We start from the raw sequence: 16,829 nt of genomic DNA, 5'->3' as shown, positions 1-16,829 counted from the left end.
CTGTACCAATTGTCGTTACTTCTTTGGTAGACATATCCACAACTCCGCCTTCATCAACCCATATCTGCTGTTTAGCATCCCAGCGAACAATGTGTAATTCTTCTTCTGGATTGGTTAATACACTCTCCGCGGTTGTTGATTCATCCCAAGTTAAGGTCAACAATACATCGCTTTGCTCGTTGGTCCCTTTGTCGATAATCCAGTATTCTTGGTCATTGATTGCATTAATAACCCCTACTGTATTGGTACGAGCCTTGAAAAAGGCAGCATCATTATACACGTATTGGCCAACAAAAACATCGCCATCCGCTTTAGAAGCTGAAATACGAGCAGGACGGTATCTCTCGCTATCGCCTATCGGATAGATAAAAACTTCATTTCCGATCTTTTCTACAGCTCCCTGAATATGAGAGGCATCCCCCATAGACTGCGCTTTTCCGCCTTTTTTAAAGGTAAACATCCCGTGGGAAACCTTCGTTACTGGGTTGTAGGTGGAATCAACTAAAATGATTCCATTTTGAAAATCAACCAAACCAGAGGCATCTATATTATTCTTTAAATCAAAGGCTACTTTACTCACCGGGCTATCAAAAATCACATTGTAAAATGAGGCAATCTCATTCCCCGCGATTTGCTTGGCTGTTGTTGGAAAACCTTCAACCGTGAAAATAGTGTTTGAAGTAGCGTTTCCCTTGGTCAAACCATAGCCCCCATTGTTGATAAAATCATGGTAGTATATCACAGTTCCATCATTGGTGACATCTCCAGATACTTGATTTTCAAAGGTTCCCTCAAAGGAAATTAAACTTTCGGGAGCAATGGATAATGTTCCTGAATTGACGATGGATAAAGGTTCTTGGCTATATATAACGTTTCCTATTAAAAACAATAGGCTCGTTTGTATTATTTTAATTTTCATCTCTTTAAGTGAATAAAATTAATACTCAATTAAAACACGAATTGCATTTTAATCCTTTTGATAAGACAATGAGTCTAGCTTAAGCTAAACTCATTGCTTTTAAAAAACTATCGTAAAGTATAGTTTACATCTGTATTTTCTTGTGCATATTTAATCGCCCAAGTAATGGTATTCGCATATAAAATACTGTTATAAACTGTTGCTCCACCATAATAACTCTTAGTAATTGGAACACCTCCTTCAGCAGTTATTACTGCTGGCCAAATAGTTTGAGACTTATTTGTTGCATCTCCAGAAGTCCAACCACCATCTCCAACATAAACATATCCTAATGTTCTGTGTTTCAAGAACCAAGAACGAGATGGGTTACCTCCTTGGTGAGATAAACTAACGTACTCATTGGAGTAACCTGTAATATAGTAAGAGTTGTTTACATCACTTCCCGCATCTTTTCCGCGAACATCACCAAAAGGTCCATTCAAAATAGGATCATCCAAATTAACAATTGGGTTAATATAAGTTCCCCCTGTTCCAGATGCAGTTGCACTTGACGAATTTGTCATTGCATTAATAACACCAGCTACTGAAGAAGGAGTGTTTTCTTGAGAATGAATTAAAACTCCTTTTTTATTTTTCACAAACTCTTGTAAAATTGCAGTTGTTGCAGCATTTGGTATATAGTTATACCCCAGAACAATGATATCAATCTTATTATTATTAATTAGGTTCTTCAATGCTGTACCTTGATTCGTACCACCATTTACAATGGTCAAACCATCTGTTTTCACTTTTCCATTAGGACCGAAGTTTCCTGCAGCTTGAAGTATCGCTCTTGAAGATTGGGTATTAGAAGCAGTACCTGGTTGGTATGTTCCTCCACCAAGACCTAAAACATTCATTCTACGGTATACAAACTCAATGTTTACATTACAACTATTTCCACCAGAACTACTGTTTGTTGTAATCGTAAATCGGTGAACACCTCCATTTAAAGGAGTTCCATTTCCTCTCAATACTACCTCTTGTAATCCTGTATTAGTAAATGTTCCACTAGCACTAAATGACACTCCATTAATCGTATTCGTTGAAATAGTATAATCTCCAACATATCCTACACTTGCATTTAATGTAATAGTATTAGACGCATTCATTGGAATATTTGGCGCATAATTACCACTCACTGCAATAGAATTACAAAGTAAGCTATAAGCAACAGGTTGTTTTCCAACTGTGATATCGAAAGAACATGGGGTAACTAAACCAGTTGCAGTATTCAACGTAAAAGTATTCACCCCTGGTGTTGTAGGAGTACCAACGGCACTTAACACAACATCACGAGGGCCAATCGTATCAAATGAAAGTGGTCCTGAAGAGAAATAAATTCCTCCAACTGTATTCGTTTGAATAGAAGTCTGACCTGTTGCAGCAACATCTACTTTCAGCGTAACCGTATGGGATGAAGTTACAGGTTCATCTTGTTGGAAAGATCCTGATACAGTCGTTTGACTACAATCCACTGTAAATTCAATCGCTTTTACAGTCACTGGAATTACAGAACATGTACTTGGTGTATCAGAGTTTGAAGAAATATTAAACAAATCTGTTCCTGAAGCTGTTGGTCTTCCTGTTCCTAATAATTCAATTACTTGAACGCCATTAGTAGTAAATGTTCCCGAACCATTAAATGCATATCCATTTACTGTATTGGTTGAAATGCTCCAATAACCTGTTGCATTTACATTTACTTCGATTAAAATCTTATTTGTACTGGTTAAATCTCTACCAACAAAATAATCACCTTCTATACGCACTGTTGAACAATTCAATGTGAAATCAACAGCTGCTTTATTTACAAATACATATTTATTTAAACAATTCGATGGTTTACCATTTAACGTAATAGTCAACTTATCTCCTAGTTCTCCTGTATTATACCCAATATTAGGTGTTCCTACTCCTTCTAAGATAAGGGTGTAGTTTCCTGCTGATGGAAAAGTTCCTTTCGTTGAAAAATAGTATCCATTTGCTGTAGTAGCTAAAATTTCATAGGTCCCTGCTTGTGTTACTGTAACAGGAATAGTCAAGTAATTGGCTCCTGTTAGGAACTCCCCTTGTCTAAAAACACCTTCCATAGTCATTGCATCACATTGTACCGTGCTAATATCAAATATCGCAGGTGGTGGTGTACCACACATGCTCAACCAATTATCTTGAGCAGCACTCCAATAGTTAAAACATCCCGTTGTTTTATTATAAATCAATAAACCATCGGCACGATTTGCTGGAGTAATTGCGTCGCGTTCTTGTGAAGTTAATCGAGGAGTTAAAAACCCTTTATTCACACTTTCTAGTTCAAGAATAGCCCCTAAACTAGGCACTGCCGTACTTCCTGATATCGTACCATCTTTAATTTTAGTCATATTTGTTTGGGCTATACCTGAAAAAAGCCCAACAAAAAGTATCAATAGCAATGAAATCACTGATTTCATCCCTTTATATTTTGTATTTGTATAAGACATAATTTGTTCCATTTAAGTAGTTAGTTTTTTTGCATAAAGTCAAACAATAGTTGCTCTAACTGCTCAATTCGTTGAGACAGTGCCGCATTTTGTTCTTTCATTTGTTTCTGATTTTCCAAATTGCTTTGTTCTAACTCTTTAATTTTTTCTTCTTTTTCTCCTAAGGCTTTCTTCTGATCAATAATATGCAGATACAGTTCTTCTGTTTTTTCTAACAACTGAATAGATAATTCTGATACATTAAAAGCATATCCTTCCTCCATTTTTGTTAATTCATGGATTGGCGTAATACCAGGTAAATGGCGATTTTCTTTGATGTAATCTTCTACAACATCTAAGTTTTTAAAATCATAGTCATATTTAAGTGAAGAATATCCATCAAAATAACTTTCAAATACATAATCTGCATAGTAACTATTCACTGCTGTAATACTACCATTCACGCGCAATCTTTCATTCGGTGCTCCTGAAGGTTCAGTATAACCAATTCCTACCCAACCTTTGGTATAGATATTAGCCGTATTACTAGTAGCAGGTTTTTGTGTTATGTCATCATACCAAGGATGTTGGTTGATCGAATCTAAATCAAGGGTATGTAGTGTTCTACTTTCATCCGTAAAAAGAAGTGAATTCGTAGTGGCATCAAATTCCAATTTAGTCAAGGTTTCAACGCCATCAATTAAGTCTCTCAACTTCAGATTTGTACTTTCCCCTTTTTCATTGGTATAAATTAAAACGTGATCAATAGGATCATATACAAGAGAGGTTACTGTTTCATTTCCCTTCACCAATACATTTAAATCAATCGGGTGAGCAACATTTTTCTCGTCAGTATAGGTTAATGTGTAAACATCGATTTCCTGTCCATCATCATCCGTTTCTCTTGTCACAACATTTTCAAGTGTAGTTAACGTTTCGTATAACTTTATTTCTTCTTCTAAGTTTATCGTATGTTTAACCTCCTGTGCGTCATAATAATAGAATTTTTTCGTCACTTCATCATATCCTACATTTCCATATTTACCTTTTAGGTTATTGAAAATATTCGTCATGAATTCACTATTATTTGTAATCTGATCAATGAAATCAATATTATCACCCAATTGCGTGATAAACTCGCTATTATCTACTAAGTTGGTAATAAACGTACTATTATTTGCAATTTCAGATACCGCTAAACGAACTGAGTCACCCGCTGAATCGGTCACCACTAAATGATCTTGATCTAAAGTGAAACTAAAGTTTACGGTATTCAATGAAGACCAATCAATATTGTGTTCTACTCCATGCTCGTCATAGTAAACAAAAGTATTGGTTGTAGGATTATAGTTTACATTTCCATATTTACCTTTTAATTCATTGATGATATTTTCAATAAACTCATTGTTGTTAGTAATCTGGTTAATGAAATCAATATTATCTCCCAATTGCGTAATAAACTCTTGATTTTTAACCAATTCCGTAACAAACACATCGTTATTCGCGATAATTTTACCTAAATCATCAATAGCTACTGCAAAACGAGAACCATCTGTATCTGTAATTACCAATACATCATTCGCTTTATCTATTTCAAACGTTGCGATTTTAGTATTTCCTAAAACATCCCAACTAATAGGCACTACTTGCCCATTGGTATCATAATAGAAGAATGAATCTGTGGCCGTATTATAACCTACATTTCCATATTTACCTTTTAATTCATTGATGATATTTTCAATAAACTCGTTGTTATTAGTAATCTGGTTGATAAAATCAATATTGTCACCCAGTTGTGTAATAAACTCCTGGTTTTCAACCAAATTGGTGATGAACGTACTGTTGTTTGCGATTTCGGATACCGCCAATCGAACTGAATCACCTGCTGAATCGGTCACCACTAAATGATCTTGATCTAAAGTGAAACTAAAGTTTACGGTATTTAAGGAAGACCAATCGATATTGTGTTCTACACCTTGCGCATCGTAGTAAACGAATGAATTAGTAGTAGGATTGTAATTTACATTACCATATTTACCTTTTAATTCATTGATGATATTTTCAATAAACTCGTTGTTATTAGTAATCTGATTGATAAACTCAATATTATCACCCAGTTGCGTAATAAATTCACTGTTCTCAACTAAATTCGCAATAAACGTACTGTTGTTTGCGATTTCTGATACAGCTAATCGAACTGAATCACCAGCTGAATCGGTCACCACTAAGTGATCTTGATCTAAAGTGAAACTAAAGTTTACGGTATTTAAGGAAGACCAATCAATATTGTATTCTACTCCATGCTCGTCATAGTAAACAAATGTATTGGTTGTAGGATTGTAATTTACATTACCGTATTTCCCTTTTAATTCATTGATAATATTTTCAATGAACTCATTGTTGTTGGTAATCTGATTAATAAACTCAATATTATCACCTAGTTGCGTGATAAATTCACTGTTCTCAACTAAATTCGTAATAAACGTACTGTTGTTTGCGATTTCTGATACAGCTAATCGAACTGAATCACCTGCTGAATCGGTCACTACTAAGTGATCTTGATCTAAAGTGAAACTAAAGTTTACTGTATTTAAGGAAGACCAATCGATATTGTGTTCTACACCTTGCGCATCGTAGTAAACGAATGAATTAGTAGTAGGATTGTAATTTACATTACCATATTTCCCTTTCAACTCGTTAATGATATTTTCAATAAACTCATTGTTGTTGGTAATCTGATTGATAAACTCAATATTATCACCCAGTTGCGTGATAAATTCACTGTTTTCAACCAAATTGGTAATGAACGTACTGTTGTTTGCGATTTCTTTTACAGCTAAATACACACTGTGATTTTCTGTATCTGTAATTATTAATGAATCTTCACTATTTGCAGGATTTATACCTATAGTAAAGCTATTATTCATTCTATCAATTAATGTTTCTCCAGAAAGCAAAGGAGTCCATGCATTAGATTTCCAATAATAGAACCCAGCTTCTAAATTCAGATTACCTATATGGTAAACCAATAAACTTTCATCTGGTATACCTTTTATAGGATCCGTTTGATCTAAAGCAACTAGTTCGACTCTAGGGATTAAAACACCTTTTTCCGTAGACACGATATCCAGCTGTGCTGATTTAGCTGCTACTTTCGTACCGATACCTACCTGAGCTATTGCCGAACCGCTTAGCATAAGTGCTACTAGGGGAATTACTCTTTTTATCATATTTTTTGTTTTTGTTTTGTTATATAACACTTAAATCTTATATGTTGACAAAGTTACGACCAATGATTATTATTTTATAATAAATCATAATTTTTACCAAATACATCAATTAAATCAAAAAATAATGACAAGATTGTTGTTAATTTCATCTAATTAAACAACTTTCAATAATATAAAATAGTAGCATTTATTCTCAGAAAGCGAATAAAAAAAGAGCGAAAAACAAACGATAGGAATAAGTAAAAAATAATGCGTTGTAAAAAACAAACAAATCGCAAATCGCAGGTTATTTAAGAAAAAATTATAATTTCATTTTTCACATTGGGTTAAGAAGGTTTTTTTATAAGGTAAACTACTCAATCACAACAATCAACAGTAGGTATTCAAAAAACAACCTTCTCTTTATGCACATTTTAAACAAAAAATTAAATAGATATTGGGGTATCTTTTTATATTATTTCTCACTCCTCGATTCCATAGTAAACTAGTACAAACAAAAAAAGAGTCTAATCCTTGTGGATCAGACTCTTTTTATTTGTATGATTAAATTACTTAAAAAAGCTTATTTCGCTTCTAAAGCTTTTAATTTATCATTCATTTCCAATGCGCGGTAAATGTTTTTTAGCGTTTGAATAGCTTCTTCATTAGTAGGGTTAATTGCTAACACTTTCTCTAAGTCATTCATAGCATCACGATAAATCGCTTTTTTCTCTTTTTGCAACTGCTCGTATTTTTTATTATCTGCAGCAGACATACCTAAACTATTCATCTTGTTTGTCAACTCTTCATCTGGTTGTAACTTAATGAAAGCCATGTTTAAGTAAGCATTTTCATTTTTAGGATTAATGCGAATTGCTTGCTCATAGTATTTTCTAGCGTCTTCAATTCTACCAGCTTGGTAGCTTGTAACTCCTAGATTGTACAACAATAAATCATCATTTGGGTTTTTACTCAATGCTTCTTTTGCAATTTCTTCATATTTACCCATATTGTTTGATTTCAAATACAAATCCATCTGCGTTAACATCAAGTTTGTATCATCTGGGTTCGCTTTTCTTGCTTCAACAATCGCTTTTTCCGCTTGATCGTATTGTCCTTCTTGGTAATAGATTAACGCTAAGTTCTTAACAATCTCTGGACGTTTAGATTCTTCTTTAACTAATTTTGGATCTGTATGTGTTCCTTGTTTCACTAACACATCTCTCATTTTTGAATCTTGACCAAAGTTTTGAACTTCACCTGTAGCTTTTTCCACTGCAGTGTAGTATGATTCATTTCCTTTGTATCCTAAATCAATTAATTGCTTATAGTAAGCTGTTGCTGTAGGATAGTCTTTAGACGTAATTGCTGTTGAAGCAGCGTAGTATAGATACAATGTATCTTTTGGATTGATATCAAACGCTTGCTTAAACTTTTTAGTTGCTCCTTTATAGTTTGAAGAGTTATTATCTTCAATTGCTTTATTAATAACTTTAGAAGCTACTGTTCCTAACTCCTCATTTGCTTGTTTTGCAAATTTGTTGTTTTTATCAATTGCCTCAATTGCTTTATACGCTTCTACCATTCGATCAACATTCGCATCGAAATCTTGGTTTTTCTCAATTTGTTGGAAAGCTAAATTCGATTTTAAATAGTAAAATTGAATTTTTTGGTCATTCGTTGCTTGACCTAAAACACCTTCAACTGCGCTTAATGCTGCATTAGCTTCTGCAACATTTCCTTTTTTAACTGCTTTCTCAGCATCTTTTAACTCTTTCTTTTGAGCCATTGAAAGCCCTGAAATCATTAGAGCAGCTGCTAAATAAACAAATTTTTTATTCATAACTCTGTTGTTTTTATTGATTTATTCTTGATCTTGGTCTTCTTCGTCTAGCTGATCGTCTTCTACTTGTTCATCTAAATCTTCTACGACATCTAATACTGTTCCATCAATTTCTACAAACTCTTGATCTTGATCATCTTCATCATCCTCTTTCATTACTTTACAAACAGCTGCAATTGAATCATTTCCTTTGATGTTAATCAAACGAACTCCTTGAGTTGCACGTCCCATCACACGAAGATCCGAGATACGCATACGAATTGTTAATCCCGATTTATTGATAATCATTAAATCATCCGCATCAGTAACCACGTTAATTGAAACTAGTAATCCAGTTTTCTCACTGATATTCATAGTTTTAACTCCCTTACCTCCACGATTCGTTTCTCTATATTCTTCTAAAGCAGAACGCTTACCATATCCATTTTCAGAAACTACTAAGATTTCGCTGTTTAAATCACTTACAGATACCATTCCGATTACTTCGTCTTTGTCATCTGCTAATGTGATACCGCGAACTCCAGAAGCCGTTCTTCCCATTGGACGAGTTTTCTCCTCATCAAAGCGAACTAATTTTCCAGATTTCACAGCAATTAATACTTTACTCTTACCGTCTGTTAATTTTGCTTCTAGTAATTCATCGTCTTCTTTAATCGTAATAGCATTGATACCATTTTGTCTCGGACGAGAATATTGCTCTAATGGTGTTTTCTTCACTTGACCTTGTTTGGTCGCCATGATTACATAGTGATTGTTGATGTACTCTTCATCTTTTAAATCTTGAGTACAGATAAACGCTTTCACTTTGTCGTCATTCTCAATATTAATCAAGTTTTGAATTGCACGACCTTTGCTTACTTTCGTTCCTTCTGGAATTTCGTAAACTCTCATCCAGAAACATTTTCCTTTTTGAGTAAAGAACAACATGTATTGGTGGTTTGTAGCAACATACATATGCTCCAAGAAATCTTGATCTCTTGTTCCAGCAGACTTTTGTCCTACTCCTCCTCTATTTTGTGTTTTGTATTCTGAAAGTGGTGTACGCTTAATATATCCAGCGTGAGAAATCGTAATTACTACTTGCTCATCCGCGATAAGATCCGTAATACTTACATCTCCTCCAGCGTATTCAATAACCGAACGACGCTCATCACCAAATCTTTCTTTTACTTCGATTAATTCTTCTTTAATCAAGTTCATTCGCATTTCTTTGCTCGCTAATAACTCTCTTAAATGATTAATTAACTTCATAATTTCTTCATACTCCGCACGTAGTTTATCTTGCTCTAGTCCAGTTAACTGACGTAAACGCATTTCAACAATTGCACGGGCTTGAATTTCAGATAAAGCGAAACGCTCAATTAATTTAGCTCTTGCTTCATCTGCATTGCTAGAAGAACGAATTAAAGCAATTACTTCATCAATATTATCTGATGCAATGATTAATCCTTCTAAAATATGCGCACGCTCTTCTGCTTTTCTTAATTCATATTGCGTACGTCTAACTACTACATCGTGTCTGTGTTCTACGAAATGGTAGATTAACTCTTTTAAATTCAGCGTTTGCGGGCGTCCATCAACCAATGCGATATTATTCACACTGAAAGACGATTGCAACTGCGTATATTTATATAAAGTATTTAATACAATGTTTGGAATAGCATCGCGTTTCAATACGTATACAATACGCATCCCTTTACGATCCGATTCATCGCGAATAGTAGCAATACCTTCGATTTTCTTATCGTTAACAGCTTCTGCTGTTTTCTTAATCATCTCGGCTTTGTTCACCTGGAACGGAATTTCCGTTACCACGATACACTCTCTACCATCCACTTCTTCAAAATTGGCCTTTGCACGCATTACCACACGTCCACGTCCTGTTTTGAAAGCTTCTCTTACTCCTTCATAACCATAGATAATTCCTCCGGTAGGGAAATCAGGTGCTTTGATGTGGTTCATCAATTCATCAATTTCGATATCGTTATTATCGATATAGGCTAATGTTCCATCAATAACTTCTGAAAGATTATGTGGCGCCATATTCGTCGCCATACCTACAGCAATACCTGAAGCACCATTAACCAATAAGGTAGGAATACGCGTAGGCATTACCTTTGGCTCTTCTAAGGTATCATCAAAGTTTAACTGGAAATCAACGGTTTCTTTATCAATATCGGCAAGAATTTCTTCAGATATCTTCTTCATTCTAGCCTCTGTATAACGCATTGCAGCAGGGCTATCTCCATCTACAGATCCAAAGTTACCTTGTCCATCTACAAGCAAGTAACGCATACTCCAATCTTGAGCCATACGCACCATGGCGTCATATACAGAACTATCCCCGTGTGGGTGGTATTTACCTAAAACTTCCCCTACAATTCTGGCAGACTTTTTATGTGCTCTATTAGACATCACGCCTAACTCGTACATACCAAATAACACTCTACGATGCACAGGTTTTAAGCCATCTCTAACATCAGGAAGCGCTCGAGATACAATCACGGACATTGAATAATCAATGTAGGCTGATTTCATCTGTTCCTCAATGTTAATAGGAATCAACTTTTCTCCTTCAGACATAAGTATATTAAATTTAAATTGTCATTATTAAACGTGCTAATATACAGTATTTATAGCGTTTTTCCATACTCTAGAGCCATGAAAAATTCATTTTTTTAGTGTTTTTCTAAATTTTTTATTCCTCCAATCGAAATAGAGTCATTTTAAGGCGCAAATAAGCCACTTTTAAGATGAGGCTGTACCCTTTAGGGATGGTGAGGCGGTGAGACGGTGAGAGGGTGAGGTGGTGGTGAGAGGATGAGGTGGTGAGAGGATGAGGTGGTGAGATGGTGAGATGATGAGGTGGTGAGATGTAAAATCTCGTAGTGGCAAATGGCAATTTGCCAAATAACCGGATGATTTCCGACAAAACCTCACAAAGAACAAACCTCACAACCCACAATAAAAAAATCTCACCAAAAGGTGAGATCTTTTTTATTCCAATCGATGATGTATCTGTTTAAAATAATCAAAGGCTTTACTTACCCTTGTTCCGTACCAACTGAACATTTCTCCTTCCACAAAAATGGTTTTTCCGTGGTGTGTAAATCGTCCAATCTCAAATGCATCTTCTTCTTGAAAGGCATACGGAATAGAAGGTAGAAAAACCAGTTCAGGATCGCCTTGGATTCGGATCTTTCTTATTTCTACTTCGGGATATTGTTCTGTTCGGACTGCATAGACATTCTCAAACTTATTTAGCGTTAAAAGCTCTTGTACAAAAGTGCCTTCGCCAGCTACAACAAACGGATCTTTTCCTACAAAATAAGCAACTTTAAAACCTGGCTTATCACGAACAAAGTCCATCAAATCCTTTTGTCCGAATTGTAGTTTATCAATCCATTTACGCGCCTCTGTTCGTTTATTGAACAATTGACCTAAAGCTTCAATTAATTGAATATTCTGATCCATCGTTCTCACATCTACCAACCAAATCGGACAAATCCCTTTTAAACGTTCAATTTCCTCCAGTGTATTTTCTGCTGGACTTGCAATAATAATATCAGGTTGCAACAACTTAATCTGCTCTACCTCTACTTTGTTTACTTCTCCTATTGTTGCCTTCGTTACTCTCAGGTGATAAGGATGCATACAAGCAGTTGTAATTCCCACTAATTCATCTTCTAACCCAAGGTCAAAAAGTGTTTCCGTTAGCGCTGGCACAAGTGAAACAATGCGTTTTGGCACTTGCTCAAAACGATGCTCACGACCAAGTTGGTCCTTTCCTACGATCATAATCTATTCTTTAATATCTCTTGCATTTCTTGCTGCATTTTCAACGCTTCTTCTCTTGCTCTTGTTGCAAAGTCCGCTTGATTGGATGCATAAATAATCCCTCTTGAAGAGTTGATTAACAAGCCTATATTTTCTGCTAATCCATACTGACATACGTCTTGTAAACTTCCCCCTTGAGCTCCAACACCTGGAACAAGTAAAAAACTAGTCGGTGCCACTTGGCGAATATCTTTAAAGTACTCCGCCTTCGTTGCTCCAACCACATACATTAGGTTTTCAGCGTTTTTATATTGTTGTGACGTTTGGATTACCTTTTTATACAATGGTTCTCCATCAATCAATTGCGTTTGAAAATCAAAAGCCCCTTCATTCGAAGTTAAGGCTAATAAAATGGTGTGTTTATTTTCAAAAGCCAAGAAAGGCTCTACTGAATCTTTTCCCATATAAGGAGCAACTGTTACGCTATCAAAGGCCATATCTTCAAAAAAAGCCTTAGCATACATCGATGCTGTATTGCCAATATCCCCTCTTTTTGCATCTGCAATTGTATACAATGTTGGATATTGTTCCTTGATATACGCAATTGTCTTTTTTAAAGACTCCCATCCTTTCAATCCATAGGCTTCAAAAAAAGCAATATTGGGTTTATAAGCTACTGCTAAATCATGGGTAGCATCAATAATCGCTTTGTTGAAACTAAAAATAGGATCTTCCTCTTCGAGTAAAAATGCAGGAATCTTAGTTAAATCAACGTCTAAACCTACACATAAGAATGAGTTTTTACGTTTAATTTCCTCAATGAGTTGTTGTGTTGTCATGCTCTAGTACTTTTAAAAAAAACCACACTGCTTAGTGTGGTTTCTTTTTATCTTGCGTATTAATAAACTTCGCTTTCTTTTAATTTCTCCGTATTACTTACTAATTGTAACTCATCAATAATTTTCTGAATACCTCCATTCATTACACCATCTAAATCGTATAATGTCAATCCAATACGGTGATCTGTAACACGTCCTTGTGGGTAGTTGTACGTTCTAATTTTCGCAGAACGGTCACCACTACTTACCTGAGAGTTACGTTTTTTAGCATCTTCTTCTTGTTTCTTCGCTAATTCCATTTCGTATAAACGAGAACGCAATACAGACAATGCTTTATCTTTATTCTTGTGTTGTGATTTCTCATCCTGACATTGTGCCACTAATCCTGTTGGGATATGCGTCATACGCACAGCAGATTTCGTTGTATTTACTGACTGTCCTCCAGGTCCTGATGAACAGAATAAGTCAATACGAACATCATTCATATCAATGTGCACATCGAATTCTTCCGCTTCTGGCAATACCATTACTGTTGCAGCAGAGGTATGAACACGACCTTGAGTTTCAGTTTGAGGAACACGTTGCACACGGTGTACACCTGCTTCAAACTTCAACGTTCCGTATACATCTTCTCCTGTTACTTCAAAGATAACCTCTTTGTATCCTCCAGAAGTTCCTTCATTCACATCCACTACAGATGTTCTCCAACCTCTAGATTCACAATATTTGGTATACATTCTGAACAAATCTCCAGCAAAAATACTCGCTTCATCTCCACCTGTTCCAGCACGCACTTCCACCATTACGTTTTTCGCGTCTTCTGGATCTTTTGGAATTAAAAGAAATTTGATTTCATCTTCTAATTCTGGCAAACGATCTTTTGCTTCTTCTAGTTGCATTTTGGCCATATCAACCATTTCAGCATCACTCCCGTCTGCTAAGATTTCATTTGCTTCCGCTATATTTCCTGTAAGATTTAAATATTCAGCACGTTTTTCAACCAACTGTTTTAAATCTTTATATTCTTTGTTTAATTGAACATATCGTTTTTGATCCGAAATAACATCCGGTTGGATAATCAAATCAGAGATTTCATCAAAACGCTGTTTTATAATTTGTAATCTATCTATCATATCTTGAAAAGAGATAATTTAATTGGAATGCAAAGGTAAAAAAAAAGAGGAATATATCCGCATATTCCTCTTCATTTCGTGTATTTTGTTGCTTTTATTTTTTAATCTCTACAGCAATCTCTACATCAGACCAAGTTTTCCCTTCGTGTAGGGCATTACAAGCCTCATGTAAAGCGTTGAATGCATCTTGAGCTGTAAAATCTGTAAGGATGTCAATTGATCCATTCAATTTCACTCCAGCTTCTGTTGCTTCGTATGTGAATTCTTTTTCTTTCGTAATTCCATTCATTGTTAAGTTTACCAACACTTTACCATCTTTAAACTCACCAAAGAATCCATTGATATTACCTACTAATTTACTAAAGAAGTTTAAACGCAATGTTTCATCTCTTGCTGGATCGCCTGTACTTGCAGAGCTAGTAACAATTGAGAATTGCGCTCCTTTTAAACCTTCTGCTAAAGTTGCCGCTTCTTGGTTTACTTCTGATAATTTCACTTCATCAAAAGTTCCTTTTACTCCTACTTTTGCAGGTGTTTTAAAAGCTGTCCACTCAATAGAGTAAGTCAACTCCTTTTGTTTAGGTGCTTCTGTTGTTTGCTCTACTGCTTCTGGAGCAGTTGTATCTGTTGATTTTTTATCTCCACATGAAATAGCTACCATGCTTACTAAAGCTAGTGCTAAGATTGATTTTTTCATAATGCTTTTGAGTTTTGTTTTCTTGAAGCAACTAATGTACAAAAAGCAATCCACAATTTGCAGTACCCAAAAATTAAAATTTCCTTAAATAATTAAGATAACCTTAGAACTATGCAATGACGTTTTTACTTCGTTACGCTAGCTGCATTTTACCTAGATACGATTCAAATTTGAATCACCTTTTATAAAAATCCTTTTTATAAAGGTGATTTTTGACCTTAATCAAAAGATTTTTTGAAGAAAATGATCTATTTGCTTCTATTTACTCAAAAAAAGCAGCAAACTAAAGTTTGCTGCTTTTCTATACCAAGTATTTATATTCTTTATTTTCTCTCTGGGATTTGTTTTAAAATCTCTAAAACAAAGTTCCAGAATTTTTGAAGTGACTCAATATTTGCACGCTCTGCAGGAGAGTGAGCTCCTTTAATGGTTGGACCAAACGAAATCATATCCATATCCGGATAATGTGTTCCTAAGATTCCACATTCCAATCCAGCATGACAAGCTACCACATTTGGTTTTTCGTTGTGTTGTTTTTCGTAAATATCAACTAACACATCTAAAATTGCTGAATCTGGATTTGGACTCCATCCTGGGTATGAACCTGAAAACTCTACTTCACATCCCATTAATTCAAAAGCAGAACGCAAGCCATTCGCAACGTCCATTTTAGAAGATTCTACAGATGAACGCGTTAAACATTTTACAGTCAACTGTCCATTCCCTACCTCAACTTTAGCAATATTATTCGATGCTTCTACTAAATCATCAAAGTCTGGACTCATACGGAATACTCCATTATGCGCCGCATACATAGAACGAACGAAGAAGTATTGTGCCATAGAAGGCATTACTTTTTTCGGTGTTTCTGTCTCGTCTAATTTTTCAAAAACAACTTCAAATCCTGGATCTACGGTATGTAATTCCGCTTTGATATCCTCAACAATTTGCGTCATATCATAAACGAAAGCCTCATCATACATTTGAGCAATAATTACAGTTGCAACACTTTCACGTGGAATAGCATTACGCAAACTTCCCCCTTTGATAGTAGCAATTTGTAAACCAAAATTATCAAAAGCATCAAACAACAAACGGTTCATGATTTTATTTGCATTCCCCAGTCCTTTGTGGATATCCATTCCTGAATGTCCTCCGTTTAATCCTTTAATTGTAATGCGGTATCCCACCGAGTTTTCTGGCGTATCTTCTTCATCGTACTCTGCTGCTGCAGTTACGTCAATACCTCCAGCACATCCGATATCAATTTCATCGTCTTCTTCTGTATCTAAGTTTAAAAGGATTTCTCCTTCTAATAAACCGCCTTTTAATCCTTTTGCCCCTGTCATTCCTGTCTCCTCATCAATTGTGAAAAGCGCTTCAATTGCAGGGTGTGGAATATCTGAACTTTCCAAAATTGCCATAATCGTAGCAACTCCTAATCCATTATCCGCTCCTAAAGTAGTTCCTTTAGCGCGTACCCATCCCTCTTCTACATACATTTCAATTCCTTGTGTATCGAAATCAAAATCTGTATCGTTATTTTTTTGGTGAACCATATCCAAATGCGATTGCATCACAATGGTTTTTCTGTTCTCCATTCCCGCAGTTGCAGGTTTCTTAATGATAACATTTCCTACCTCATCCTGGATTGTTTCTAATCCTAGTGACTTTCCAAAGTCTACCATAAACGCAATCACGCGTTCTTCTTTTTTAGAAGGACGTGGCACTGCATTTAAATCAGCAAACTTATTCCATACTTGTTTAGGTTCTAAGTTTCTTATTTCTTGGTTCATAATTTCAATATAGATTCTTATTATTCCTTGTTCCTCAAAGGTAAACTATTCTCTTTAAAAATGAGGTACTTCCTTTTATTTTGTTCGGCTCCCGTTTCTTTGCCATTCAACAACTCTA

The 16,829-nt window shown here is 35.3% G+C and carries 10 protein-coding genes; all 10 read right to left on the bottom strand.

Translation table 11 applies throughout. From position 1 onward, the window contains the following. Nucleotides 1-919, bottom strand: a 919-nt coding sequence (locus tag ACUTSE_RS14305; RefSeq protein WP_445640734.1) for a gliding motility-associated C-terminal domain-containing protein, incomplete at its 3' end; no start/stop codon positions are given. 107 nt (nucleotides 920-1,026) lie between these two features. Next, nucleotides 1,027-3,438 (bottom strand): hypothetical protein, encoded by a 2,412-nt coding sequence (locus tag ACUTSE_RS14300; RefSeq protein WP_445640733.1) that lies wholly within the window; start codon nucleotides 3,436-3,438, stop codon nucleotides 1,027-1,029. A 20-nt stretch (nucleotides 3,439-3,458) separates the two neighbouring features. Then, the gene (locus ACUTSE_RS14295) at nucleotides 3,459-6,647 is read right to left on the bottom strand and encodes a hypothetical protein (RefSeq protein WP_445640732.1); all 3,189 of its coding nucleotides are present in this window, start codon (nucleotides 6,645-6,647) and stop codon (nucleotides 3,459-3,461) included. Between the two features lie 562 nt (nucleotides 6,648-7,209). Further along, nucleotides 7,210-8,469, bottom strand: coding sequence for a tetratricopeptide repeat protein (locus ACUTSE_RS14290; RefSeq protein WP_445640731.1), 1,260 nt, complete (start codon nucleotides 8,467-8,469; stop codon nucleotides 7,210-7,212). Nucleotides 8,470-8,490: 21 nt separating this feature from the next. Next, nucleotides 8,491-11,052 carry a DNA gyrase subunit A gene (gyrA, locus tag ACUTSE_RS14285; protein ID WP_445640730.1) on the bottom strand — a complete coding sequence of 854 codons (2,562 nt, stop codon included), beginning with the start codon at nucleotides 11,050-11,052 and terminating at the stop codon, nucleotides 8,491-8,493. A 414-nt stretch (nucleotides 11,053-11,466) separates the two neighbouring features. Next, nucleotides 11,467-12,267: an ABC transporter substrate-binding protein gene (locus ACUTSE_RS14280; protein ID WP_445640729.1), complete on the bottom strand. Its 801-nt coding sequence runs from the start codon at nucleotides 12,265-12,267 to the stop codon at nucleotides 11,467-11,469. Next, a complete protein-coding gene (pyrF, locus tag ACUTSE_RS14275) occupies nucleotides 12,264-13,085 on the bottom strand; it encodes an orotidine-5'-phosphate decarboxylase (RefSeq protein ID WP_445640728.1) in 822 nt (273 codons plus the stop codon). Before pyrF ends, ACUTSE_RS14280 begins: the two co-directional genes overlap by 4 nt. Nucleotides 13,086-13,144: 59 nt before the next feature. After that, entirely contained in the window at nucleotides 13,145-14,218 is a 1,074-nt protein-coding gene (prfA, locus tag ACUTSE_RS14270; RefSeq protein ID WP_060875369.1) for a peptide chain release factor 1, read from the bottom strand. A gap of 94 nt (nucleotides 14,219-14,312) precedes the next feature. Then, the gene (locus ACUTSE_RS14265; RefSeq protein WP_115090426.1) at nucleotides 14,313-14,915 is read right to left on the bottom strand and encodes a YceI family protein; all 603 of its coding nucleotides are present in this window, start codon (nucleotides 14,913-14,915) and stop codon (nucleotides 14,313-14,315) included. 323 nt (nucleotides 14,916-15,238) lie between these two features. Beyond that, nucleotides 15,239-16,711: an aminoacyl-histidine dipeptidase gene (locus tag ACUTSE_RS14260; RefSeq protein WP_445640727.1), complete on the bottom strand. Its 1,473-nt coding sequence runs from the start codon at nucleotides 16,709-16,711 to the stop codon at nucleotides 15,239-15,241. Between the last annotated feature and the right edge of the window lie 118 nt (nucleotides 16,712-16,829).

The organism is Myroides sp. TSA_177.3, from assembly GCF_052691955.1.
This window is presented reverse-complemented; position numbering and strand designations above follow the sequence as displayed.